Source organism: Haemophilus paracuniculus, assembly GCF_002015115.1.
GTDB classification, from domain to species: Bacteria; Pseudomonadota; Gammaproteobacteria; order Enterobacterales; family Pasteurellaceae; genus Haemophilus_E; species Haemophilus_E paracuniculus.
On sequence record NZ_MUYA01000006.1, the window covers coordinates 37,758 to 59,010 of the forward strand.

At 45.5% G+C, this 21,253-nt stretch carries 22 protein-coding genes and 2 tRNA genes; 5 read left to right on the plus strand and 19 right to left on the minus strand.

Features of this window, described 5'->3' with window-relative positions; genetic code table 11:
- Window positions 1–8 precede the first annotated feature (8 nt).
- On the plus strand, window positions 9–899 hold the full coding sequence (dapA, locus tag B0187_RS04915) for a 4-hydroxy-tetrahydrodipicolinate synthase (protein WP_078236753.1): 891 nt from the start codon (window positions 9–11) through the stop codon (window positions 897–899).
- A 52-nt stretch (window positions 900–951) separates the two neighbouring features.
- Here dapA and folD read toward each other — a convergent pair whose 3' ends face one another.
- Window positions 952–1,800 carry a bifunctional methylenetetrahydrofolate dehydrogenase/methenyltetrahydrofolate cyclohydrolase FolD gene (gene folD, locus B0187_RS04920; RefSeq protein ID WP_078236754.1) on the minus strand — a complete coding sequence of 283 codons (849 nt, stop codon included), beginning with the start codon at window positions 1,798–1,800 and terminating at the stop codon, window positions 952–954.
- A gap of 165 nt (window positions 1,801–1,965) precedes the next feature.
- Here folD and B0187_RS04925 point away from each other — a divergent pair.
- Both B0187_RS04925 and B0187_RS04930 read left to right on the plus strand, forming a co-directional pair.
- A tRNA-Pro gene (locus B0187_RS04925) sits at window positions 1,966–2,042 on the plus strand.
- Between the two features lie 42 nt (window positions 2,043–2,084).
- Window positions 2,085–2,161: transfer RNA gene (locus B0187_RS04930), tRNA-Arg, on the plus strand.
- Window positions 2,162–2,622: 461 nt separating this feature from the next.
- Here B0187_RS04930 and B0187_RS04935 read toward each other — a convergent pair.
- From B0187_RS04935 to B0187_RS04945, 3 genes are read right to left on the minus strand one after another with little or no spacing between them, the layout of a single operon-like run.
- Window positions 2,623–3,147, minus strand: a complete 525-nt coding sequence (locus B0187_RS04935) for a GNAT family N-acetyltransferase (protein WP_078236755.1) — start codon at window positions 3,145–3,147, stop codon at window positions 2,623–2,625.
- Complete coding sequence (locus B0187_RS04940) at window positions 3,119–4,384, minus strand: multifunctional CCA addition/repair protein (RefSeq protein WP_078236756.1); 1,266 nt, start codon at window positions 4,382–4,384, stop codon at window positions 3,119–3,121. The genes B0187_RS04935 and B0187_RS04940 overlap by 29 nt, the downstream gene beginning before the upstream one ends.
- A gap of 2 nt (window positions 4,385–4,386) precedes the next feature.
- Entirely contained in the window at window positions 4,387–4,896 is a 510-nt protein-coding gene (locus B0187_RS04945; RefSeq protein ID WP_078236757.1) for a peptidylprolyl isomerase, read from the minus strand.
- A 111-nt stretch (window positions 4,897–5,007) separates the two neighbouring features.
- Here B0187_RS04945 and trmJ point away from each other — a divergent pair, with 111 nt between their 5' ends.
- A complete protein-coding gene (gene trmJ, locus B0187_RS04950; RefSeq protein WP_078236758.1) occupies window positions 5,008–5,766 on the plus strand; it encodes a tRNA (cytosine(32)/uridine(32)-2'-O)-methyltransferase TrmJ in 759 nt (252 codons plus the stop codon).
- Between the two features lie 283 nt (window positions 5,767–6,049).
- Here trmJ and dxs read toward each other — a convergent pair whose 3' ends face one another.
- From dxs to B0187_RS04970, 4 genes are all read right to left on the minus strand, one after another.
- Window positions 6,050–7,903, minus strand: a complete 1,854-nt coding sequence (gene dxs / locus B0187_RS04955) for a 1-deoxy-D-xylulose-5-phosphate synthase (RefSeq protein WP_078236774.1) — start codon at window positions 7,901–7,903, stop codon at window positions 6,050–6,052.
- 101 nt (window positions 7,904–8,004) lie between these two features.
- Entirely contained in the window at window positions 8,005–8,817 is an 813-nt protein-coding gene (gene suhB / locus B0187_RS04960; protein ID WP_078236759.1) for an inositol-1-monophosphatase, read from the minus strand.
- Window positions 8,818–9,069: 252 nt separating this feature from the next.
- Entirely contained in the window at window positions 9,070–9,654 is a 585-nt protein-coding gene (locus B0187_RS04965) for a hypothetical protein (RefSeq protein ID WP_078236760.1), read from the minus strand.
- The gene (locus B0187_RS04970) at window positions 9,651–10,319 is read right to left on the minus strand and encodes a hypothetical protein (protein ID WP_078236761.1); all 669 of its coding nucleotides are present in this window, start codon (window positions 10,317–10,319) and stop codon (window positions 9,651–9,653) included. The genes B0187_RS04965 and B0187_RS04970 overlap by 4 nt, the downstream gene beginning before the upstream one ends.
- Window positions 10,320–10,486: 167 nt before the next feature.
- Here B0187_RS04970 and B0187_RS04975 point away from each other — a divergent pair, with 167 nt between their 5' ends.
- On the plus strand, window positions 10,487–11,488 hold the full coding sequence (locus B0187_RS04975; RefSeq protein WP_078236762.1) for a TrmH family RNA methyltransferase: 1,002 nt from the start codon (window positions 10,487–10,489) through the stop codon (window positions 11,486–11,488).
- A 279-nt stretch (window positions 11,489–11,767) separates the two neighbouring features.
- Here B0187_RS04975 and lon read toward each other — a convergent pair whose 3' ends face one another.
- From lon to B0187_RS05030, 11 genes are all read right to left on the minus strand, one after another.
- The gene (gene lon / locus B0187_RS04980) at window positions 11,768–14,173 is read right to left on the minus strand and encodes an endopeptidase La (RefSeq protein WP_078236763.1); all 2,406 of its coding nucleotides are present in this window, start codon (window positions 14,171–14,173) and stop codon (window positions 11,768–11,770) included.
- 704 nt (window positions 14,174–14,877) lie between these two features.
- On the minus strand, window positions 14,878–16,623 hold the full coding sequence (locus B0187_RS04985) for a DNA primase family protein (protein ID WP_078236764.1): 1,746 nt from the start codon (window positions 16,621–16,623) through the stop codon (window positions 14,878–14,880).
- Window positions 16,616–16,999, minus strand: a complete 384-nt coding sequence (locus B0187_RS04990) for a hypothetical protein (RefSeq protein WP_078236765.1) — start codon at window positions 16,997–16,999, stop codon at window positions 16,616–16,618. Before B0187_RS04990 ends, B0187_RS04985 begins: the two co-directional genes overlap by 8 nt.
- The gene (locus tag B0187_RS04995) at window positions 16,992–17,234 is read right to left on the minus strand and encodes a hypothetical protein (RefSeq protein ID WP_078236766.1); all 243 of its coding nucleotides are present in this window, start codon (window positions 17,232–17,234) and stop codon (window positions 16,992–16,994) included. Before B0187_RS04995 ends, B0187_RS04990 begins: the two co-directional genes overlap by 8 nt.
- Complete coding sequence (locus B0187_RS05000) at window positions 17,227–17,445, minus strand: hypothetical protein (protein WP_078236767.1); 219 nt, start codon at window positions 17,443–17,445, stop codon at window positions 17,227–17,229. The genes B0187_RS04995 and B0187_RS05000 overlap by 8 nt, the downstream gene beginning before the upstream one ends.
- Window positions 17,438–17,827, minus strand: a complete 390-nt coding sequence (locus tag B0187_RS05005) for a hypothetical protein (RefSeq protein WP_078236768.1) — start codon at window positions 17,825–17,827, stop codon at window positions 17,438–17,440. The genes B0187_RS05000 and B0187_RS05005 overlap by 8 nt, the downstream gene beginning before the upstream one ends.
- A gap of 49 nt (window positions 17,828–17,876) precedes the next feature.
- Window positions 17,877–18,092 (minus strand): hypothetical protein, encoded by a 216-nt coding sequence (locus B0187_RS05010; protein WP_078236769.1) that lies wholly within the window; start codon window positions 18,090–18,092, stop codon window positions 17,877–17,879.
- Window positions 18,093–18,181: 89 nt separating this feature from the next.
- Window positions 18,182–18,409 (minus strand): helix-turn-helix transcriptional regulator, encoded by a 228-nt coding sequence (locus tag B0187_RS05015; protein WP_078236770.1) that lies wholly within the window; start codon window positions 18,407–18,409, stop codon window positions 18,182–18,184.
- A 154-nt stretch (window positions 18,410–18,563) separates the two neighbouring features.
- Window positions 18,564–19,256: a hypothetical protein gene (locus B0187_RS05020; RefSeq protein WP_078236771.1), complete on the minus strand. Its 693-nt coding sequence runs from the start codon at window positions 19,254–19,256 to the stop codon at window positions 18,564–18,566.
- A gap of 232 nt (window positions 19,257–19,488) precedes the next feature.
- Window positions 19,489–19,995, minus strand: coding sequence for a hypothetical protein (locus B0187_RS05025; protein ID WP_078236772.1), 507 nt, complete (start codon window positions 19,993–19,995; stop codon window positions 19,489–19,491).
- Between the two features lie 291 nt (window positions 19,996–20,286).
- The coding region (locus B0187_RS05030) for a terminase TerL endonuclease subunit (protein WP_143413761.1) at window positions 20,287–21,253 on the minus strand (967 nt) is incomplete at its 5' end.

Sequence of the window (21,253 nt, forward strand, 5' to 3'; positions counted from 1 at the left end):
AAAAAATTATGGCAAACCCTCAATTTTACGGCAGTATTGTTGCCCTCGTTACCCCGATGGCCCACGGCGAAGTCAATTTTGATGAAATCAAAAATTTGGTGGAATACCACATTAAGGCTGGCACGCACGCGATTGTGTCGGTTGGCACGACAGGGGAATCGACCACGTTAAGCATTGATGAAAATGTGAAAGTGATTCAGAAGACGGTGGAATTTGCAAATGGTCGTATTCCAATCATTGCTGGTACTGGCTCAAACTCAACCAGCGAAGCGATCACAATGACCAAATTGCTCGCCAACAGCGGCGTGGCAGGCTGTTTGAGTGTCGTGCCTTACTACAACAAACCGACCCAAGAGGGGATGTATCAACACTATAAAGCGATTGCGGAAAGCACCGATTTACCGCAAATTCTTTACAATGTGCCAGGGCGTACGGGTAGCGATTTAAAACCTGAAACCGTTGGGCGTTTGGCTCAAATCGAAAACATTGTTGGGATCAAAGAGGCGACAGGCGATTTAAGCCGTTTGCCGTTAATCAAACAGTTGGCGGGAGAAGATTTTATCTTCCTCAGCGGCGATGATGCGACAGGGTTGGAATCAATGAAATTGGGCGGAAACGGCGTGATTTCCGTAACCAACAACGTAGCGGCGGCGGATATGGCAAAAATGTGCGAACTCGCCCTCGCTGGCAAATTCGAGGAAGCGGAAGCGATCAACCAACGTTTAATGGCGTTGCACAACGATCTCTTTGTGGAATCGAACCCAATCCCAGTGAAATGGGCAGCTTATAAATTAGGCTTAATCAGCGAACCAAACTTACGTTTACCGCTCACCACCCTTTCAGAAACGGCTCAGCCTGTGGTGTTAAAAGCGTTGCAACAAGCAGGGCTAATAATCTAAATTTTGCCATAAAAAATCCCCGAATTTCGGGGATTTTTTCTAAACTGACCGCTTACAAATGGCTTTCATAGGCTTGAAGCGTATTTTGCATTAGCATCGCCACGGTCATCGGACCTACGCCCCCTGGTACTGGCGTGATGTAGCTGGCTTTTTGTGAAGCAACGTCAAATTCCACATCGCCCACCAATTTGCCATCAATGCGGTTGATCCCCACATCGAGCACGACCGCCCCTTGTTTAACCCAATCGCCTGAAATAAAGTGCGGTTTGCCGACCGCTACCACCAAAATATCCGCTTGGCGAACGTGGCTTTCTAAATCTTGGGTAAAGCGGTGAGTAACGGTAACGGTGCAGCCGCCGAGCAACAATTCCAACGCCATTGGGCGACCAACAATGTTTGACGCCCCCACGATCACGGCGTGTTTACCGTAAAGGTTAATGCCTGTGGTTTCCAACAATTTCATTACACCGTAAGGGGTGCAGGCACGCAGGGTTGGCACACGCTGGCACAAGCGTCCCACATTATAAGGGTGGAAACCGTCCACATCTTTGTGGGGCGAAATGGCATCAATCACTTTGCGAGAATCAATATGGGCAGGTAGGGGAAGTTGGACGAGAATGCCATCAACGGCAGGATCATTATTGAGCTGATCAATCAAGGCAAGCAATTCACTTTCGGTGGTGGTGTCGGCTAAATCATAGGATTTGGATTCAATCCCTAACTCGCCACAACTTTTACGCTTGCTACCCACATAAACTTGCGAGGCAGGATCAGCCCCAACCAAAATCACCGCCAAGCCTGGCGGGCGTTTCCCTTGCGAACGGTATTGAGCAATTTTTGTCGCAACCTCGCCTTTAATTTGATTGGCGGTGGCGGTTCCTGAAATGATTTGGGCTGTCATCAGCATCTCCTAAAAATAAGCAAAGAAAACGTTTGCTATTTTCGCAAAAAATACAGGATTTGATAAGTTAAAATTTCATAATGGACAAATATCCGCCGATTATCACGCAAAATGCAAAAAATGATTGACGAAAAATTTTGGCTCTTTATAATGTTCCTCATCTTTCGGCGAGTAGCGCAGCTTGGTAGCGCAACTGGTTTGGGACCAGTGGGTCGTAGGTTCAAATCCTATCTCGCCGACCACTTTTCTTTTCATAAAAACATTTCCAAATTTCTTTAATCTCTGCGCCCTTAGCTCAGCTGGATAGAGCAACGCCCTTCTAAGGCGTGGGTCAAAGGTTCGAATCCTTTAGGGCGTGCCATTTTTTCCCTTTAAAATCAATCATTTACAAGATTGCTACCCAGCTTAAAAAATACTCACTAAAAATTTTGTGACTAAAATGTGCCTAACTTTTGGGGAAAAAGCACATTACAAGCGGTGGGATTGATGAAAATTTTTGTGAACTTACCGCTTGTAACCCCTAACTCTGATCAATTTTGCCCCCTCTCCCCTGCTACGCAGGGTACTTCCCACGTAAACGGGGGAAGATCAAAAAAATCTGCCCCCACTTGCGGGGGAAGTGATTGAGCGTAGCGAAACCGAAGGGGGCGATGCAGGGCATAGTTTCTTGGCTTTGCAGTGTAAGTAGGAAATTGAAAATTTGTTGGTTAAGATGATTTAAATTAAATTATCTACTGGGGTGTAATTACTTAAGGAAAGTCTGGTAGGACTAAAACAAAAAGCGAGCCAGATGCTCGCTTTTTTATTGAGGTAAAAGACTGGCTATTTTTCTAACTCAATCTGATACGACATCATTAAAAACGTTCGCCATTTGTTATTGCCTTGTTCGTCTTTACCCATTAGGGCGATGTTTGGGAATCTGCCCCATTGTTGAAAGCCGTGTTTTTTCATTAGGTTTTGGCTGACGGTGTTCAATTCAAACACATACGCCATTAGGGTAAAAATGCCGCGTGGTTGCATTTGTTGCTGCATAAATTCGATGATTTGCGAGCCGTAGCCCTTGCCTTTGGCATTAGGGTGCAGGTAAATGCTGATTTCTGACGTGGGGGCGAAAGCGGAACGTTCGTAGAATGGCGAGAAGCTGAACCAGCCGACCACTTCGTGATTATCTTCTTCCACCACCCAAATTGGGTATTTTTCGCTGGCGAGATGAAAATCAAACCACTGACGGCGGCTTTCGGGGGTGGCATATTCCAAATCTGCGGTAATTTGGTGGGTGGGAATGGCGAAGTTGTAGATTTCTAAAATTCGTTCAAAATCAGTGGGTTGGGCGTAACGAATGTTCATTTTTCAATCCTTGTTTAAATTGTTTGATCGCCCAAACTCGGCGGCGATTTAATTCTTCTCGGATTTGTGCTTTTTCAAAACCGTCTGCAATCACGCTTTGCACATCGACTTGGTTGGCAACCTGATAAAACTGTTTGGCAAGCTCCGCCTGCGGGTACGGGCGATTTTCAAAGCCCAATCGCCCTTTGCTATCCGCCTCGCACACGAGTAGGAAATCAAAAAAGCGTTGCGGTTTTCGCCACACATCAAGGCTGTTAAACAGCTTAATCACGGTTTCGGGGCGAAGTTCCGCCATTTTGTGGCTATGGGTATGAAATTCCGCCACCAAAATCGCAAAATCTTTCACTTCGGTCGGCACTTTAAAGCGGTTGGCAAGCTCACGGGTGGGCTGCACGCCTCGCCGTTCGTGTCCATAATGGTGGGGCAAAATTTCCTTGTCAGTCAAGCCTTTACCTAAATCGTGGCACAATGCCCCAAACAGTAAATTGAGGGGATTGTGAGCCTGCCCCGCCAATTTTTTCGCTTCGGCAAGCACCATTAAAGTATGCACGCCCGAATCAATTTCGGGGTGATGTTGCGGCGGTTGAGGCACGCCGAACAAACGATCCAGCTCTGGAAAAAGCACCTTTAACGCCCCGATTTGGCGTAACACCTCAAAATAGACCTGCGGATGTTCCGTGGCAAAGGCTTTGCTGGTTTCTAGCCAAACTCGCTCGGGGGTAAGGTGTGAAAGCTCGCCGCAAGCGGTCATTTCCTGCATAATTTTGAGGGTTTCGGGGGCGATCTGAAAGCCTAATGAATAAAAGCGAGCCGCAAAGCGAGCCACTCGCAAAACCCTCAATGGATCTTCGCCAAATGCAGGCGAGATATGGCGTAGTAGCCGTTGTTCCAGATCGGCAATGCCGTGATAAGGGTCGTGCAAATTACCCTCGCTATCTTCGGCAATCGCATTTATCGTGAGATCCCGCCGAATCAGATCTTGCTCTAAGCTCACTTCGGGTGAGAAATCGCAAATAAAGCCGTGATAACCTACCCCGCTTTTGCGTTCGGTGCGGGCGAGGGCGTATTCCTCTTGGGTTTCGGGGTGCAAAAAGACAGGAAAATCACTGCCCACTTGCTGATAGCCCAACGCCAATAAGTCCGCTTGGGTCGCCCCCACCACTAGCCAGTCTCGATCTTTAACGGGCAAGCCGAGCAATTTATCTCTCACCGCACCGCCCACGAGGTAGGTTTTCATCATTATGCCACCGTAACCGATTCGATCACCACATCTTCTTTTGGCACATCTTGGTGGAAACCTTTATTGCCCGTGGCGACGGCTTTGATTTTATCCACCACGTCCATTCCTTCCACCACTTTGCCAAACACCGCATAGCCCCACTCTTGCACCACTTCACGCCCAAACATCTCTTTTGAACGGTAATCTAAGAAAGTGTTATCCGCCACGTTAATGAAAAACTGTGAGCTTGCCGAATGTGGGTCAGAGGTGCGAGCCATTGCGATTGTGCCACGCTGATTGCTCAAACCGTTGCTTGCTTCATTTTCGATTGGGGCTTTGGTCGCTTTTTCTTTCAAACCCGCTTCCATACCGCCGCCTTGAATCATAAAACCGTCAATCACACGGTGGAAAATCGTACCGTTGTAAAAGCCCTCTTTGCAGTAATCTTCAAAGTTTTTCGCCGTGATCGGGGCTTTGTCGAAATCAAGTTCAAGGCGAATATCGCCAAAATTGGTGTGTAATGTAATCATAAAAAATCCTTGTGAAAAAGTCGGGATAAAAAAGAGGACTATTATTCAAAAGTTTTAACCAAATTGCAAATTTGCTAGAATCTCGCCATTTCTTCTTTTCGCAAATATCTAATGAATATCCTCAACCAAATTCAAATTGTGCTGGTGGAAACCTCACATAACGGCAATATCGGCTCGGCAGCCCGAGCGGTGAAAACAATGGGCTTGCAACATCTTCGCCTTGTTGCCCCCAAACAAGGGATTGACGAACAAGCGGTGGCTTTATCGGCTGGGGCAAAAGACGTGCTGGATCAGGCTCAAATCTACCCCGATTTCGATCAAGCCATTGCCGATTGCCAATTAGTGATCGGCACCAGTGCCAGATTACGCCACCTGCAAAGCAGTTTAATTGAACCAAGAGAATGCGGCACACTCTCCACCACACGAGCCAAGCAAGGCAAGGTGGCGATTGTGTTCGGGCGTGAGCGGGTGGGGCTAACCAACGAAGAGTTGCTGAAATGCCACTATCATCTCAACGTGCCAACCAACCCCGACTACGGCTCGCTCAATCTGGCAATGGCGGTGCAGTTGGTCAGCTATGAAATCCGAATGGCGTGGTTAGCATTACAAAAACAAGAAACGCAACAAGCAGAGCCGCAGAAAAATCCCCAAATCCCACCGCTTGCCACGGCAGATTACCCCACCGCCGAAGCGTTGGAACACTTTTTCAACCACACCGAACGGCTCTACAAACAGCTTGGTTTTATCCGCAACGAAGCCGTAATGCTCAAACTCCGCCGTTTATACCAACGCACACAACTCGAAACCACCGAGTTGAATTTATTGAGAGGAATGCTCACGGCGGTTGAGAGGGGGATTTCTTCAAAATAATTTCATCAATGGAAACCAAATGTGGTATTCCTATGAGCGAAAATTCTTGCTCGAATTGAATCCCCCCGTTATTTTTCGTTGAGTGGTTTCGTTAATTTCAAATGAAAAGGACGCCAGCGTGGCGTCCCTACCGTAGGGTCGCAATGCTTGCGACCCAAATCAATCGAAGAAATTAGAAACAAGCGAAGTAAAGTAACAATCTCAAACAAGGGGTGGGATTTTTTGAAATTCCACAAATCAATTCTACCAAATAAAAAACGCAACCTTTCGGCTGCGTTTCTCGTTATGAATTAAGCACTTGGCTAATCTTCCGCTCAATCCCCTCTGCGTTTAAGCCTAAATCTGCGTAGGCTTCGGGTTGGGTGGATTGGGGGATGAAGTGGTCGGGGATGCCGAGCATTACAAGCGGTTTGATTTTGCCGATTTTTTGCAGGTGTTCGTTTACCGCACTGCCTGCACCGCCTTGAATGGCGTTTTCTTCGAGGGTAACCAGCAGGTCGTGATTGTCGGCGAGATCGGCGATCAGAGCTTCATCAATTGGTTTGACGAAACGCATATCCACGAGGGTGTAATCCTGTTTTTCCGCCACGATTTTCGCTTCGTTTAGCAACGCCCCAAAATTGAGGATCGCCACTTTTTTGCCTTGGCGTAGCACTCTGCCCTTGCCGATTTCAAGGGGTTGCATTGGTTCAAGGGCGACCCCTTGGGCGTTGCCACGGGGGTAACGCACCGCCACAGGACTGTTCATTGTGTAGGCGGTGTAGAGCATTTGGCGTAGCTCATTTTCGTCTGACGGGCACATCAGCGTCATATTCGGCACGCAGCGGATAAAACTCAAATCAAACGCCCCTTGGTGGGTTTGCCCGTCCGCCCCCACGATCCCCGCTCGGTCAATCGCAAAGATCACAGGCAGATTTTGGATCGCCACATCGTGAATGAGCTGATCGTAAGCACGTTGCAAGAAACTGGAATAGATCGCCACCACAGGCTTGTAGCCTGCAATCGCCAGCCCAGCGGCGAAGGTAACGGCGTGTTGTTCGGCAATCGCCACGTCAAAATACTGTTTCGGGAAACGTTTGGAAAATTCGACCATTCCCGATCCCTCACGCATTGCAGGGGTAATGCCGATCAATTTCGGATCGCGTTCCGCCATTTCACAGAGCCAATCGCCAAAGATGTTGGAATAGGTTGGAGCGGATTTTGTTTGCGGTAACTTACCGCTTGTTGGGTCAAATTTCGGCACGCCGTGGAAGCCAATCGGATCTTGCTCGGCAGGGGCGTAGCCTTTGCCCTTTTTGGTCATAATGTGCAGGAATTGCGGCCCTTTGCGGTTTCGCATATTTTTGAGGGTGGAAACCAGCTCATCAATATCGTGGCCGTCAATCGGTCCGATATAGTTGAAGCCGAGGGTTTCAAACATTGTGCCGACAGGCGAGACAAAGCCTTTCACGTGTTCTTCGGTTTTACGCACAAACTCTTTGATCGGCGGCAGCCCCGACAGCAATTTTTTGCCGCCCTCACGCAAGGTGGTGTAGAGCGATCCCGACAGAATACGTGCCAGATGATTATTCAACGCCCCCACATTTTCGGAAATCGACATTTCGTTATCGTTGAGGATCACGAGCATATCGGTATGCAACGCCCCTGCGTGGTTAATCGCTTCAAATGCCATTCCTGCGGTGATCGCCCCATCGCCAATCACGCAGACCGTTTTCCGCCCTGCGTTCTCTTTTTCGGCGGCAATCGCAATCCCTAGCCCAGCACTGATCGAGGTGGACGAATGCCCTACGCTCAACACATCATAAGGGCTTTCTTCACGCCACGGGAACGGGTGAATACCGTTTTTTTGGCGAATGGTGTGCATTTGATCACGGCGACCCGTGAGGATTTTGTGCGGATAGGCTTGATGCCCCACGTCCCAAATCAGCTGATCGAAGGGGGTTTGGTAAACATAATGCAACGCCACCGTCAATTCCACCACGCCCAAGCCAGAGGCAAGGTGTCCGCTCGTTTGGCTGACCGACTCCAACAAATAGGCACGCAACTCATCGCAAAGGGGTTGCAGTTGATCTTTCGGTAGCAAACGCAAATCCTCGGGGGAATTGATTTGGCTTAATAAAGGGTAATTTTCTCGCATCATATTTTTGCCCACACTTTTTTGCTCATCAGGTTGGGAAGAATGAAAAAAACGGCGAGCAAGCGGTAAGATTTTTAGAAATTTTCGCTTGCTCGCTCAAATTAGGCTTTTAAATCGTCCGTTAAAGTCGGCTGCAAGCCGTTTAAAATCGCTTTCACCACGCGGGCATTGCCTGCCACCACGTTGCCCGATTTGAGGTAATCCGTGCCGCCCACAAAGTTACACACCAAACCGCCCGCTTCACGGATAATCAAATCGCCGGCGGCACAATCCCACGGTTTCAAACCAATTTCAAAGAATCCATCAAGGCGGTTTGACGCCACATAGGCTAAATCAAGGGCAGCCGAGCCAGTGCGGCGGAAATCCGCCACGCCACTATTCATCAGGCTTTCAAGCATATTCAAATGGGCGGGAATGTGTTTTGCCGTTTTGAAAGGGAAACCCGTGCCAAGCACCGCCCCTTGCAGATCACGGCGTTCGTTATCCACACGCAAACGGAACTCGTTTAATTTCGCCCCCTCGCCACGCACGGCGGTGAAAAGCTCGTTACGGATTGGATCGTAAACCACGCCCACCTCAGTGCGACCTTTCACACGAATCGCAATCGACACCGCAAAATGTGGCAAACGCTTTACAAAATTGGTTGTGCCGTCTAGTGGATCAATCACCCACTGCACATCGGCATTTTCGCCTGCCAAAATCCCCGATTCCTCGCCAACAATGGCGTGGTCAGGGTAAGATTTACGGATCACTTCAATAATCGCCTGCTCGGCGGCTTTGTCGATTGCGGTAACAAAATCATTTGCACCTTTTTGAGCCACTTCAATATCGCTTGGGGCTTGCTCATAGCCTTTGGCAATCACGTTACCCGCCTTGCGAGCGGCACGGATTGCGATGTTTAACATTGGGTTCATATTTCCACCAGATTTTAAAGAACGTAAAAAGAACATAGAAAGGCGTGAATTATAGAGAAAGATCGGCAAGAAAGGAATAACAAGCGGTGAGATCTTACAAAATTTTGCAGGATCTCACCGCTTGATGAGCAGTTAATGGGGAACAAGCAATGATTGCTTAGGAAGAATGAAACCCAATTCCTACCTACACAAAGTTATGCTTTTTTTGAAACTGATGCTAACTTACATTTTCCCCATTCTATCTTTTAAATGTTAGTTATTAGGTAAATTATTAAATATACGATATAAATTCATAATCGAAGAAGAATAATATTCAGTTGCATAATCTTCCCATTCAAAAGGATAATCACTGCTATAACAATAAGACTTATTTGATCTAAGAAATCCACCATTATGGCTTTTAACCCTAAACTTCGGATCGTTAGAACAAAATATAATTAAATTTTCCGTAAAAGAATATACACCTTTCAAATAATCCAAAACAGATGAAATTTCTTTATTTGCATACAGTAACTCTGGATCATAATCTTTTAGTGGATCTAGTGGATCACTAGTTTTCGCTATTCCTGAAACAAGGAAAGTATTATCTTTGGTTCTTAATACCAAACAAGGCATTTGATGAATATAAAATACAGAACCATTTGTTCTTAATTGCTCTGCTCTCTCTTTCGCCTCATCAAAAGTCGTAAAAAAACTGCCATCACTATGATATTTTTGAGACCAAGTACTATGCCAAGCATTACGACCATTATGGATAAAATAAACTATACCAACCGATACTTCTTGCAATAATGCTTTTGGATTAGATACATATCCTTTAAATACGTTTAACTTCATTTCGTTACACCATTTTCAGTAGTATTATTTAAAACGAATTGAATAACTTCATCTTCTTCATTCAAGAATTTCTCTAACTCTTGCTGAATTTCACTTTTCATCAAATCATTCTGATTAGGTAAAAATCCATTCCCCAAATAATAAGTGGTTAAAATTTCTCGTAAATATTCTGACAAGCTCATTCCCCTTAAATCGGCTAGAATAATCAGGTCATTTTTTAGCTTGTGATGAATACAAATTTTGATCGGATAAATACTCTTACCCAAATCAGGTACACTTAATGAAAAAGCACTATCATATTGTTGGATTAGCGTAGGGGCTTCACGGGCTAAAATATTTTTATCTAACTTCCAGCGATTATTCCGTTGTAAATGCATTGAAGCCGTTTTGCCATAACAATGGGTAATACAAAAATCTCGAATAATTTCCGCAATGCTAAAACGAGAAGATTTACGCTGTTCTTGAATACATTGATACACCATTTCAGGTAGCCAAAATTTCAAAATCGTATCAAACTCTTGGGTAAAATCAGGAAAGTTTTCCGTTGCCTCACGAATTTGATCAGGGGTTGATAATGTTTTTTTCGGGCGGAAAAAATTGAACGTAAACCATTTCTTCCCTGTCGATTTAATTTCGTTTCGCTCTAAATTAAAAATTTGCCACATTGTGATATTCCTCTTGGTTTTGGTTTAGTTTAATCATCTTGCTTTTTTCTTTCAGCAACAATCGTAGGGTCATTGTGCATAAAAAATCAACAATATAAAAAAGTAGCACCATTTTAGCAGGCTTTCTGTTATCCTATCGCCCACTTTTCCCTAATCAAATCAATCTTATGAAACCGACATTCAATCAAAAACCGCGTTTTCAAACCCTTGAACAGCGTCAGCAGCGTGAAAATCGTTCAGAAAATCGTGCGGAAAGCCGTAACAAGCGGTCAGATTTTTCAAAAAATCCACGTCCAACCTTACATTCAGAGCCAATCTACCCAACCACCGCCAGAAAAGCAGGGCGTGAGGGAAGCGTGCAGATTATGGTCAAAGGGCAGAAAACTGAGGGCAAAAAAACGGGGGCGTTATCGTCTCGTGCGCCCGAAAAAATCAAGAAAAATCGCTTAGAAGAGATGAAAGTTTACGGCGAAAATGCTTGCTTCACCTTGTTCCAACAACGCCCCGAGGCGATTGTACGCTTGTGGGCAACGGTGGAAATGGCGAAAAAATCGGGGGATTTATTGAGCTATCTCGCCGAGCAGAAAAAAGCCTATCACGTTGTTGATAATGAAGAAATGGAACGCGTAACTGGCACGGAACATCACGGTGGCATTTGCTTATTGGTGAAAAAAGCCCCGACACTTTCCCTCGAAGGCTATTTGAAACTACCTCGCCAACGTGATTGCGTAGTGGTGCTAGACGGGGTGCAAAACGCCCAAAATATCGGTGGTGTGGTGCGTGCCTGTGCCTTTTACGGCGTGAAAGGGATTGTGGTGGAAAACGGCGATGCGTTAAACAGCAGTTCGGCGGCAAGAGTGGCGGAAGGCGGTTTGGAATTTGTGCATAGCCTTGAAACCAAACATAAGCAAATTGCCCTCGCTCAGCTACGCAACGCAGGCTATCAGATCGTACATTTAACCCGCCATAAACAGGCAAATTCCCTCGCCAAAACACCGCTTGCTGAGAAAGTGGCGGTTGTGTTGAGTGAGATTATCTCGGCGGATGTGGAATATCCCGAAGATACCACCGTCAATCTTTCTTTTGAAAATCCGCTCAATAGTGGCTTGAATGTGGCGGTGAGTGCGGGGGTAGTGTTGTCGCAGTGGTATTTGAATCATAAGATTTAACTGGATCGCCCCCTTCGGTCTCGCTTTGCTCGACCACTTCCCCCGCAAGCGGGGGCAGATCTAGTTTCGTGATAATTTTAAGATCTTCCCCCACTTGCAGTAGCAGATCTAGTTTCGTGGTAATTTTAAGATCTTCCCTCGCTTGCGGGGGAAGTACCCTGCGTAGCAGGGGGAAGGGGGCAACAAATACGAAATTTTTTGAAAATCCAACCCCTTGCAATTATTTCATCGCAATAAAAAAGGATTAAGCCAAAACTTAATCCTTTTTTCATTTAGAAATTATTGCATCACCGACTTCGCTCTTGGGCGTTTGACCTTGATTGAGGAAGTGGTTTGTGGCACAAACTCAACCCCTTGCGGTGGGTTTTCGAGGGCGATTGCCAGCACTTCGTCAATGGTTTCCACTGCGTGAATGGTGAGGGCTTGTTTGGCGTTTTCTGGGATTTCTTCCAAATCTTTTTCGTTCTCTTTTGGAATAATCACAGTGGTAATGCCGCCGCGGTGGGCGGCGAGTAATTTCTCTTTCAAACCACCAATCGGCAACACTTTACCACGCAAGCTGATTTCACCCGTCATCGCCACTTCTTTACGAACAGGGTTACCCGTGAGGCTTGAAATTAGGGCGGTACACATCGCAATCCCTGCACTCGGGCCGTCTTTCGGGGTTGCACCGTCTGGGACGTGAACGTGAATATCACGATTTTCGTGGAAATCGGTGGCAATGCCGAGCTGTTCCGCTCTGGCTCGTACCACCATCATCGCCGCTTGGATCGACTCTTTCATCACATCGCCGAGCGACCCCGTAAACGAGAATTTGCCTTTGCCGATTACCGAAGCGGTTTCAATCGTGAGCAAGTCGCCGCCGACTTCCGTCCACGCCAAACCTGTTACTTCGCCGACACGGTTTTGACTATCCATTTTGCCGTAATCAAAACGTTTCACGCCCAAATAATCGTTGAGGTTGTCGCTATTAACCGTGATCGATTTGAGTTTCTTATCCATTACCAAGGCTTTCACCGCTTTACGGCAAATTTTGGCGATTTCACGCTCTAAATTACGCACGCCCGCCTCACGGGTGTAGTAGCGGATAATATCCAAAATCGCACTCTCTTCCACCACTAATTCGCCCGATTTGATGCCGTTATTTTCCATTTGCTTGTTGAGCAAATAGCCCTTGGCGATGTGCATTTTTTCATCTTCGGTATAGCCCGAAAGACGAATCACTTCCATACGATCCAACAAGGCTGGCGGAATGTTCATTGAGTTGGACGTCGCCACAAACATTACATCAGAAAGATCGTAATCCACCTCTAAATAGTGGTCGTTAAAGGCTTTGTTCTGCTCTGGATCAAGCACTTCCAACAAGGCAGAGGCAGGGTCGCCACGCATATCTTGTGCCATTTTGTCGATTTCATCGAGCAAAAACAGCGGATTTTTCACGCCCACTTTCGCCATTTTCATCATCAGCTGCCCGGGCATTGAGCCGATGTAGGTGCGGCGATGCCCGCGGATTTCCGCCTCATCACGCACGCCGCCGAGTGCCATTCGCACATATTTTCTGCCCGTGGCATTTGCAATCGACTGACCGAGGGACGTTTTACCCACCCCTGGTGGGCCAACCAAACAGAGGATCGGGCCTTTGAGCTTGTTCAAACGGCTCTGCACCGCGAGATATTCCAAAATGCGTTCCTTGACACGCTCTAAGCCGTAGTGATCGCTGTCCAATACTTCTTGGGCTTTTTGCAGATCTTTTTTGACAACCGACCGCTTGTGCCACGGCATTTGCAAAATCCACTCAATATAGCCACGCACCACAGTCGCCTCGGACGAACTTTGCGGCATTGCTTTCAGCTTGGCAAATTCGCTGTCGATCTTCTCTTGCACCTCTTTCGGTAATTTCGCCTCAGCGATTTTCTCTTTGAGCTTGTCTAGCTCGCTCTGCTCGGCGTCTTCGCCGTTGCCAAGTTCTTTTTGGATCGCCTTGATCTGCTCGTTGAGATAGTAATCACGCTGATTTTTTTCCATTTGTTGCTTAACGCGATTGCGGATTCGGCTCTCGGTTTCGAGGGTGTCCATTTCGGTCGCCATCGCCACCAACAACGCCTCAAAACGTGCCACCAAATTCACCTGTTCCAACAATTCCTGTTTTTTCTTAACAGGGGCGATTAAATTCGCCGCAATCGTATCCGCCAAGCGGTCTTCAAAGGTAATTTTTTGCAACTTCGGCAAAATTTCCGCAGGGATTTTTTTGTTGCTCTTAATGTAAGTTTCAAACTCTGAAAGCGTTGTGCTGGCAAGGGCTTTCAGCTCTTCATTCTGATCATCATATTCCGAAGCAAGGGGTAGGATTTCCGCCCAAAGCCCTGTTTCGTCATCACGGGTGTGGGTGATTTTGCCACGAACCTGCCCTTCCACCAGCACTTTCACTGTGCCGTCTGGCAAATTCAGCATTTGGATAATGCTTGCCACCACACCCACATCATACATATCGCCCCCAGTCGGATCTTCTTTTTGCGGATCTTTCTGAGCAACAAGGAATAATTGTTTATTGCTTTCCATCGCCGCACGCAAGGCTTGAATCGACTTCTCACGCCCCACAAACAGCGGCATTACCATAAACGGAAAAACAACCACATCACGCAAAGGCAAGAGTGGTAATTCAACGGTTTGCTTTTTTCTTGGCATACTATTTCTCTCTTAAAATGCAATTTGCCCATTATGGGGGCGAATTTGGGAAATACAAGGGAAAAAATGGGATTTGTGGAATTTTCAAAAATCTAACCGCTTGTTGATAGTTCTTCTCTTCATACATACAAAAGATTATCTCTATATCACTGCTTGTCAAAAATTTAGTCAAAATACAGCACGCTTCTTAAGTAACGATAGCAAATTTTAAAACATCTTGGATTATGTACCACAAATACGTAAGTAAGAAAGATAAAAAGTACGTCAAAGCCAGTATTTTCAAGGGTTTTGCGAAAGGTTACGATAAGTTACGAAAGGGGAAATGGTGCACCGGCTGAACCCGACTTTATAGGGTAAGATTTTGATATATAAAGCAATTTTTCATTTATATTTTCTTCTGTGTTCCTAACCGTGTTCCTAAAATACAAAATCAAATGCCTTTGTTCGGGCGGCATAGTAAATAGTTGGATCTAACTTGTAAAGCAAGTTGGGATTTAGAAAAAAAAATAATTTTTTTTATGTATTTTTAAATCACTTTATCACTTTTGGGGTTAAAGCCTTGTGCCACAAGGGGTTAAGTGAGTTACGCCACTTTATCTTGTGAGTGATTGGGGTAGTGATTTTCACTTGATATCACTGTTTTTGGGGAAAATGGCGGATTTTGAGCAACAAAAAAGGGCGATTGCTCGCCCTGTGATTTTGTTTTAGCCTTGCCACTCTTTGAAAGTAGCATCCTTATTTTTCCATTGGATATTCGTCCGCATATAGCCCCCTGTGGATCGGTGCTGGGTTACTTTTGCCGTCTGTCCTGTCTCTTTGAGAACATCGGGTAAAGCCTGCTTAAAGGTGAAAAGGTTGATCGGTTTGAGGTTTTGACAATCGCAATAATGCAAATACGCCTGATATAGTGCATTATCTTTGTTTTTGTCGGTGTTGTTACTCCCCCAAAATAAACCTAATTCATCATTCGCCACCTTAAAGGCTTGGGCGAAGTCGATCAGATGATTGCCCTGTGATTTAATCTCTAATCCGCCACTTGCCCCTTTGTAATTCTCCAAAATCTGCCGTGCGGTGCTTGGCTCGGGGAATGTTGCCAGCAGTTTTTGCACAATGCCGTAGATTTCTGCCTTGACCTTGTCAATAAAATTGACATCTTTCTTTTCGGGCGGAATTTCACGATCAAACGGGATAATCACTCGTCTGCGTGCAATGCCTCCGTTGCGGTCGGTAAAGAGTAATGGCGAGTTAGTGGACATCACAAAAACGGCATTTACTTTGATTTCGATTTCGTCTTTGTACAGTAGCTTAACCTTGATCGGGTCGCCGCCTGTCATTGCCTTAAACTCGTCTGCTGAACCTTTGTAGGGCTTTTGGTCGGGGCTGTAAACAAGGGTTTTACCAATCAATGCCGAACGGCTTTTCACATCTTCAAAGCCTTTGAGGTCTAAAATGGTGGTGTGTCCCTGTCCGTTTAAAATGGTGGCAATCTGTCCTAATACACTTTTGCCGCCTCCGCCCACGCCTGACGCTTCAAGAAATAAGCCCCATTCGTGGCGATTGGTCAAAATCATATAAAGCCCTGCCAAAATTGCCAGCCGTTTTTGTTCGTGGCTGTCGCTGACAAATGCTAACCAGTCATCAAAATGCGGCGTGGCGGTGCTTTCGGTGTTGAGAGCCGTATTTTCCACTGCTCGTAAGAAATAATCGGGGCTATGCAGTAAAAATTCCCCTGTTTTCTTATTCAGTACGCCATTTTGAAAGCCGACAAAATCGGGATTTTCTAACGGGATTGGGGCGAGTTTGAGAATAATCAGCTCGGCTAATTTGTTGATTTTGTTCGCGGTGTAATCGCCGTTAAATTCTTCAAAAAATGCCATACATTGCCGTTTTAGCTGTTCATCGCTGATTAGCTCCCACATTAAACCGTTGTAGCGGTAGGTTCTACCGAACACAATATCACGCTTTAACGGGGTGGTGTGCCATTGTAAAAAGCTCTCGACAATCTCTTTTTGCGTGCTTGCCTCAAAGTTTGGGGCGTTGCCTGCCACCATTTCCGCCACGCTGTCGCCGTTGCCTTGGCGAATTTCGGCTACGCGTTCGCTGGCGTTGAAAATCAAGTTAAGGGCTTCATCATAAAAGCCTACGCTCTTGGCTTGGGTTTGCTTGGCAAGTGCCACGATGATTTTTTCTTGCTCAACAAGGCTTAATTCGCCCGCTTTGAAAATGCTGACCGCTTTTTTCTGTTCGGGGCAAATGCGACAAGCGGGTAGATTTTGTAGAATTTTTGCATCCACAATCACGGGCTGATAGTTTGGCTCGGCTTGTGTCCATTCCTTAATCATCTGCCAGCGTTCTTTATCCCAGCTTTCCGAACCTGCCACAATGTGAACAGCTTCGTGTGGGTTGGGCGATTGCTTTTTAACATAGTACGCTGTTTTAGGTTTAGACATCCTCGCCTCCTTGCTGTAATTTCTGTTCCTCGATTTGGGCGAGTTTTTCGTCTGTTCCCTCGACAAATGGCTCGGGTTTCCACGCTTTCGGGGCTTTGATGTTTCGCTTGGCGGTCGGGGTTGGTTGAGCGGTGAGGCTTTCGTTAATCATATTCTCAATATGTACTACTTGCTCGTTGATACGCTCTTGGGCTAAATACAATAAGGTTTCTACGCCTTTGATTATTTCCTCGACCTCGTAGTCTTCAATCTTGTTTATCCCTGCTCGGGTGCGGATAACGTTTAGCATTGTTTCGCAAGGCTCAATCGCAGAAATATGGAATTTGAGTAAATCAAATTGCGTGTTAAGGTTTTGAAGTGGGGTTGGATTAAGCATTACTTACCTCCTCAATACTCATTGAGTTTAATGTGTCGCTGACTTCGCCCAACAGTTTGCCGATGACTTCAATAGCGATTGAGATCGCTACTTGGTCTGCTTTAGCGTGATCTACGCCTGTCATCACGGCAAGCAAACTTTCAATTTCATTCAAGCGGTGCGTTGCTTGCTTAAATTTTTCGGCGTTGCCGTTTACGATGAATTGATTTTCAGTAAGTTGTGGGCGATTACGCATTGTTGCCCCCTTTTAGCTTTAAATCCCCTTTCAAGGTTAAGTAAACGCTGTTAATGCAATCGCCTAAAACCGCAAGGCTATTATTCAAAACGCAATCGCCCTCGTTCTCTTCCGTTGGCTCTGTCCATTTCTGAATTAAAAATAAAATCGCCTCGGCTTCTTGAATTTGTTGTAAGGCTTGGCTGGTTTCTAGTCGGGTAAGATTACGCATAAACCACCTCCCAAGCGGTGTGATTTGGGCGGAATTTTGCCAGTAGTCGGGCGTTTAGGCGGGCGGTGCGGTCGGTTGCCTGTTGGGTTTGGTTGTCGGGGTATCGTCCAACGGTCGCTAATAAAGCGTGTTGGGCGGTTAATTGCCAGCGTGCTTCGTCTTCGTTGATGGCTTGCACCTGTACGATTTCTTCAAGGTATGGGGTGGCGTTGCGGTTTACGCATAAGAATTGATAAATCATTGCGATTTGCTCCAAGTATTGATTATTCGGGGCTATCGCGACACTTTCCACGGTGTGGGGCGATAGCGTTTGACGGGGTGGAAAAACTGCTATACTTGGAAAACAGTCAAGGGCGATACCTTGCCCGCCAAACGCTACCATTGAGAGAAAATCCGCTTTATTCGGGCGGTTTTCTTGGGGTGTGTTTGGGCTACGAACAAAAAAAAGCACGGTTTTGAAAAGGCGTGCTGATGTTCGCCAAGTATAAATTATTCGAGTTTCCACGCTCGGCAGTCTGATTTAAGACTGCGGTGCGGAATTTAGCGGAAATCTGACCGCTTGTAAACGGCTTTTTGCGTGAAATATTTTCACGTTCAGATGAATTTGTATGAATTTTATTTGAAATGGTGTTATAATTCGCTCGCATAATGTTGCAATCCTTAGTTTAGATTGATGAATAAAAAAGAGTACCGTGAGTACCTTTTTAGCGGTTGGTTCAAGCCAGCCGCTTTTTTATTACGCACGTTCTGCCTCTTTAGCTTTGATCCAGCTGTTGATTTCGTCTAAATTCCAGCGTAAGTGAGTTTTCGACAGGCGGATCGGTTTGGGAAAGGTGCTATCTTCACGCATTAGGCTGTGTAGCTTGGTGCGTTTGTAGCCGATCATAATCATCACATCTTCGGTTGTTCCCCATACGGCTTCGGCGATGGGGGCTTTATGCGGTGGGATTGGTGCTTTTTGCATTGGTGTCCTCTCGTAAAGTTAAGTGAATGTTTGAATGGTTGCGTAACGTTACGAGGGGTATTTTGAGGATTTTTCGAGAGGGCGATAAGTGGATTTAAGGGCATAATCACAAGTGATAGGGAGTATTCACTGGTTATTATGCCCTAAATGCAAGTTATGTTTTGACATTCACAATTTTGCCGTTTTTAGTGCGTTTTTGATTTTTTGGCAGTGGGTCAATTTCACTTAAATACTTTTTAATGGTGTCGTCTGTTTCAGTGATATTATATTTTTCTCTCGCCTTTTTCAGAATGGTGGAATAAGTGGTCGCTAAATTATTTTCCCATTCTGCTTTTGCAATTTCTTCCACTTGGGATTTATAGGCTCTTTCATTATTTCTTAATCGGCTGTTTAATTTTCCTTTTACAATTTGATCGACTTGTAATTGACGGTAGATATTTAGCGAATGTATTTCTATGGCTTGGCTGAACATATTTAAAATTTCTTCTATTGTTTTATCTATTGTATTATTTGCCTCATAAAAAACTTTCTCATCTTCCTCTGGTAATTTTGCCTCTTTTACAACAAGATCGACCAATTTATTTTTTTCCTCAATGAACATAAAGATATTATCTTTAAGCCCTTTTAAACAGAAAAGAATATCATCTACATTAGCGATTTTTTGATGATTATCAGCCATTTTAACAATGTTTTCGGCTAAGGTTTTTTCATCCATATTTTGCAAAGAATGAAGATAAGCCGCACTCCCTTTCTTAAGCAATTCAAATTCTTCGGCTGTTAAATCTTCGGGGTTTTTCTTCGCTATTTCATCTAATCGATTTATTTCATCTAAAATAGGGTCTTGCATATTTGTTCCTTAATAAGTTTAATTACGAAAGGTTACGATAAGATACTGTAAAAATAAACAATTTTTCTTTGATTTTCAATCTCTTTTTTGCTATATTTCTGCCGTGAGTATTTAGCAAGGTTCTGAAAAGAACTTTGTTAAAAGCTCCTTAAATGAATGATCGACCAAAATAGTATTAAACACTTGTAAATCAAAAGCGGAAAGTTGTGAAACTTGCCGCTTTTTTATTTGGCTATTTCCAACGTTTCATTTTTGCCATTAAGGTGTCTCGGTATGTTTCAAGTAGTTTTTGGTCGGCTCTTGCTTGCCCTGCGGCTTTGGCTCGGTTGCGGTAAAATCTACCCGCCATTTTACTTGTGCCTTGATCGACCATAAACCAGTAGAACGCATCATTTTTATAGGCTTTTACTGCTCCCGTCAATTTCTTGCCCGATTTCGTTGTTCTCACTCGCTTACGCGTAAGCATAGCAGGCTTATCGGCTCTTGTTGAAAAATATAGTGAGGCTCTGCCGCCTGTTTTGTCCTTATTTAATTTGACACTGGCTCTTAATTTGCGTGCTAATGCCCCTTTTTGTCGGTATGGGGTGCTTTGAGCCAGTTTCGGGATAAGTGGCTTAGTTATGCGTTTGTATTCGTTGATCCCTTGTCTCAACCCTGCTCTTGTTGCTGAATACTGGGCTTTTTGTAAGTCGCTATTAAACTGGGCGATATTTTTTTGAATTTGAGCTGAAAACTTCATTATTCTTTCCTGTTGTTAATTATTGGGGTGTGTCCAAATTTGGGCATACCCCTATCCAAATTTGGATACCCCCACGCTCCTTAAAAATGAGGAACGCTCCCGAAATTTGGGGAACGTTCATAACCTCAACCAGCGATTTTTTTCGCCCGTTCAACCAACGCAAAAATGCGTTTGTTCAGTTGTGTACTTATGTACACGGCTGAAAGCTATCATCATCCCCCATTGGGGGAAGTTAAACATCCACCAATGGTGGAAGTACGCTGCCCCGAAAAATCGGGCGAGATAGGTTTACTACAAGTCGATCCCGTTGAAGTTGGCGAGAGCTTGGCGTTGCTGTTCGCTCATTTCAAAAGCAAGGTCGCCGTATTCTAGCTGGTAAGTGCCGAACGCCATTAAGAAAGCGATTGCGGGGTCGATTTTGTTTGCTGATTTCTTTTTGTTCGGTTTGATATTGGCGTTGGCGTCTGCTTCCATTACGACATTCGACAACGCCCACGCCAGCACGGGATCGCCGTTATGCTCGATGATTTGTCGGTTGATCAGCACTTCTACGCTTTTGGCTACGGGGCTGAACCGTTGGTAGGTCTGCGGAAATGGCTCAACCTCTAAGCCTGCCCCTTGTAGCTGGGTGCGTAGGTGGGTGGCGTTCCAGACATCAAAGCCGATCATTTTGATTTCCCATTTGTCGCTGTCTTTGAGGATATCGTCTCGAATGCGGTCGTAGTCGATACAGTCGCCTTTGGTCGGGGTTAGCCAGCCCATTCGCACCCATTGCTGATAGATTGCCCGATTTTTATTCGCGACATTTTGTAGCTGATATTCGGGTATGTAGTGGCGTGTGATGATCCGCACTCGGTTTTGTTCGTGGGGGAATGCGTAGCAAATGCTGGTAAGGTCGTTAGTGCTAGATAGATCTAGCCCCATATAGCAGATTTTGCCGATTTGTTCTTCTTCGCTGTAATGGCGTTCGCACTGTTTCCAGTTCCCTTCGCCTAGCCACGGGGTTGTGCCGTTGCACCAGACATTAAAGCGTTTGGTAAGCATTTCGACCCATTCGGACGGAATGCCCCTTGCTTTGGCGATAGTGTTTTCAAAATCCGCAAAAGGGATAGACTTGCCGATATTGGGATTGGCTTTGATCCACATTTCGGGGCTATCGACTTCATTTTCGTCATCCAGTTCAAAAATCATCACGAACAAGCTATCATTCTTTTCTGTGCCGTCTAAGATTTGGCAGCAGTAGTCATAATGCTGTTTG

Coding starts and splice junctions, on each gene's coding strand:
- dapA (WP_078236753.1), top strand. CDS start 9: ATGGCAAACCCTCAATTTTACGGCAGTATTGTTGCCCTCGTTACCCCG.
- folD (WP_078236754.1), bottom strand. CDS start 1,800: ATGACAGCCCAAATCATTTCAGGAACCGCCACCGCCAATCAAATTAAA.
- B0187_RS04935 (WP_078236755.1), bottom strand. CDS start 3,147: ATGAACATTCGTTACGCCCAACCCACTGATTTTGAACGAATTTTAGAA.
- B0187_RS04940 (WP_078236756.1), bottom strand. CDS start 4,384: ATGAAAACCTACCTCGTGGGCGGTGCGGTGAGAGATAAATTGCTCGGC.
- B0187_RS04945 (WP_078236757.1), bottom strand. CDS start 4,896: ATGATTACATTACACACCAATTTTGGCGATATTCGCCTTGAACTTGAT.
- trmJ (WP_078236758.1), top strand. CDS start 5,008: ATGAATATCCTCAACCAAATTCAAATTGTGCTGGTGGAAACCTCACAT.
- dxs (WP_078236774.1), bottom strand. CDS start 7,903: ATGCGAGAAAATTACCCTTTATTAAGCCAAATCAATTCCCCCGAGGAT.
- suhB (WP_078236759.1), bottom strand. CDS start 8,817: ATGAACCCAATGTTAAACATCGCAATCCGTGCCGCTCGCAAGGCGGGT.
- B0187_RS04965 (WP_078236760.1), bottom strand. CDS start 9,654: ATGAAGTTAAACGTATTTAAAGGATATGTATCTAATCCAAAAGCATTA.
- B0187_RS04970 (WP_078236761.1), bottom strand. CDS start 10,319: ATGTGGCAAATTTTTAATTTAGAGCGAAACGAAATTAAATCGACAGGG.
- B0187_RS04975 (WP_078236762.1), top strand. CDS start 10,487: ATGAAACCGACATTCAATCAAAAACCGCGTTTTCAAACCCTTGAACAG.
- lon (WP_078236763.1), bottom strand. CDS start 14,173: ATGCCAAGAAAAAAGCAAACCGTTGAATTACCACTCTTGCCTTTGCGT.
- B0187_RS04985 (WP_078236764.1), bottom strand. CDS start 16,623: ATGTCTAAACCTAAAACAGCGTACTATGTTAAAAAGCAATCGCCCAAC.
- B0187_RS04990 (WP_078236765.1), bottom strand. CDS start 16,999: ATGCTTAATCCAACCCCACTTCAAAACCTTAACACGCAATTTGATTTA.
- B0187_RS04995 (WP_078236766.1), bottom strand. CDS start 17,234: ATGCGTAATCGCCCACAACTTACTGAAAATCAATTCATCGTAAACGGC.
- B0187_RS05000 (WP_078236767.1), bottom strand. CDS start 17,445: ATGCGTAATCTTACCCGACTAGAAACCAGCCAAGCCTTACAACAAATT.
- B0187_RS05005 (WP_078236768.1), bottom strand. CDS start 17,827: ATGGTAGCGTTTGGCGGGCAAGGTATCGCCCTTGACTGTTTTCCAAGT.
- B0187_RS05010 (WP_078236769.1), bottom strand. CDS start 18,092: ATGCGAGCGAATTATAACACCATTTCAAATAAAATTCATACAAATTCA.
- B0187_RS05015 (WP_078236770.1), bottom strand. CDS start 18,409: ATGCAAAAAGCACCAATCCCACCGCATAAAGCCCCCATCGCCGAAGCC.
- B0187_RS05020 (WP_078236771.1), bottom strand. CDS start 19,256: ATGCAAGACCCTATTTTAGATGAAATAAATCGATTAGATGAAATAGCG.
- B0187_RS05025 (WP_078236772.1), bottom strand. CDS start 19,995: ATGAAGTTTTCAGCTCAAATTCAAAAAAATATCGCCCAGTTTAATAGC.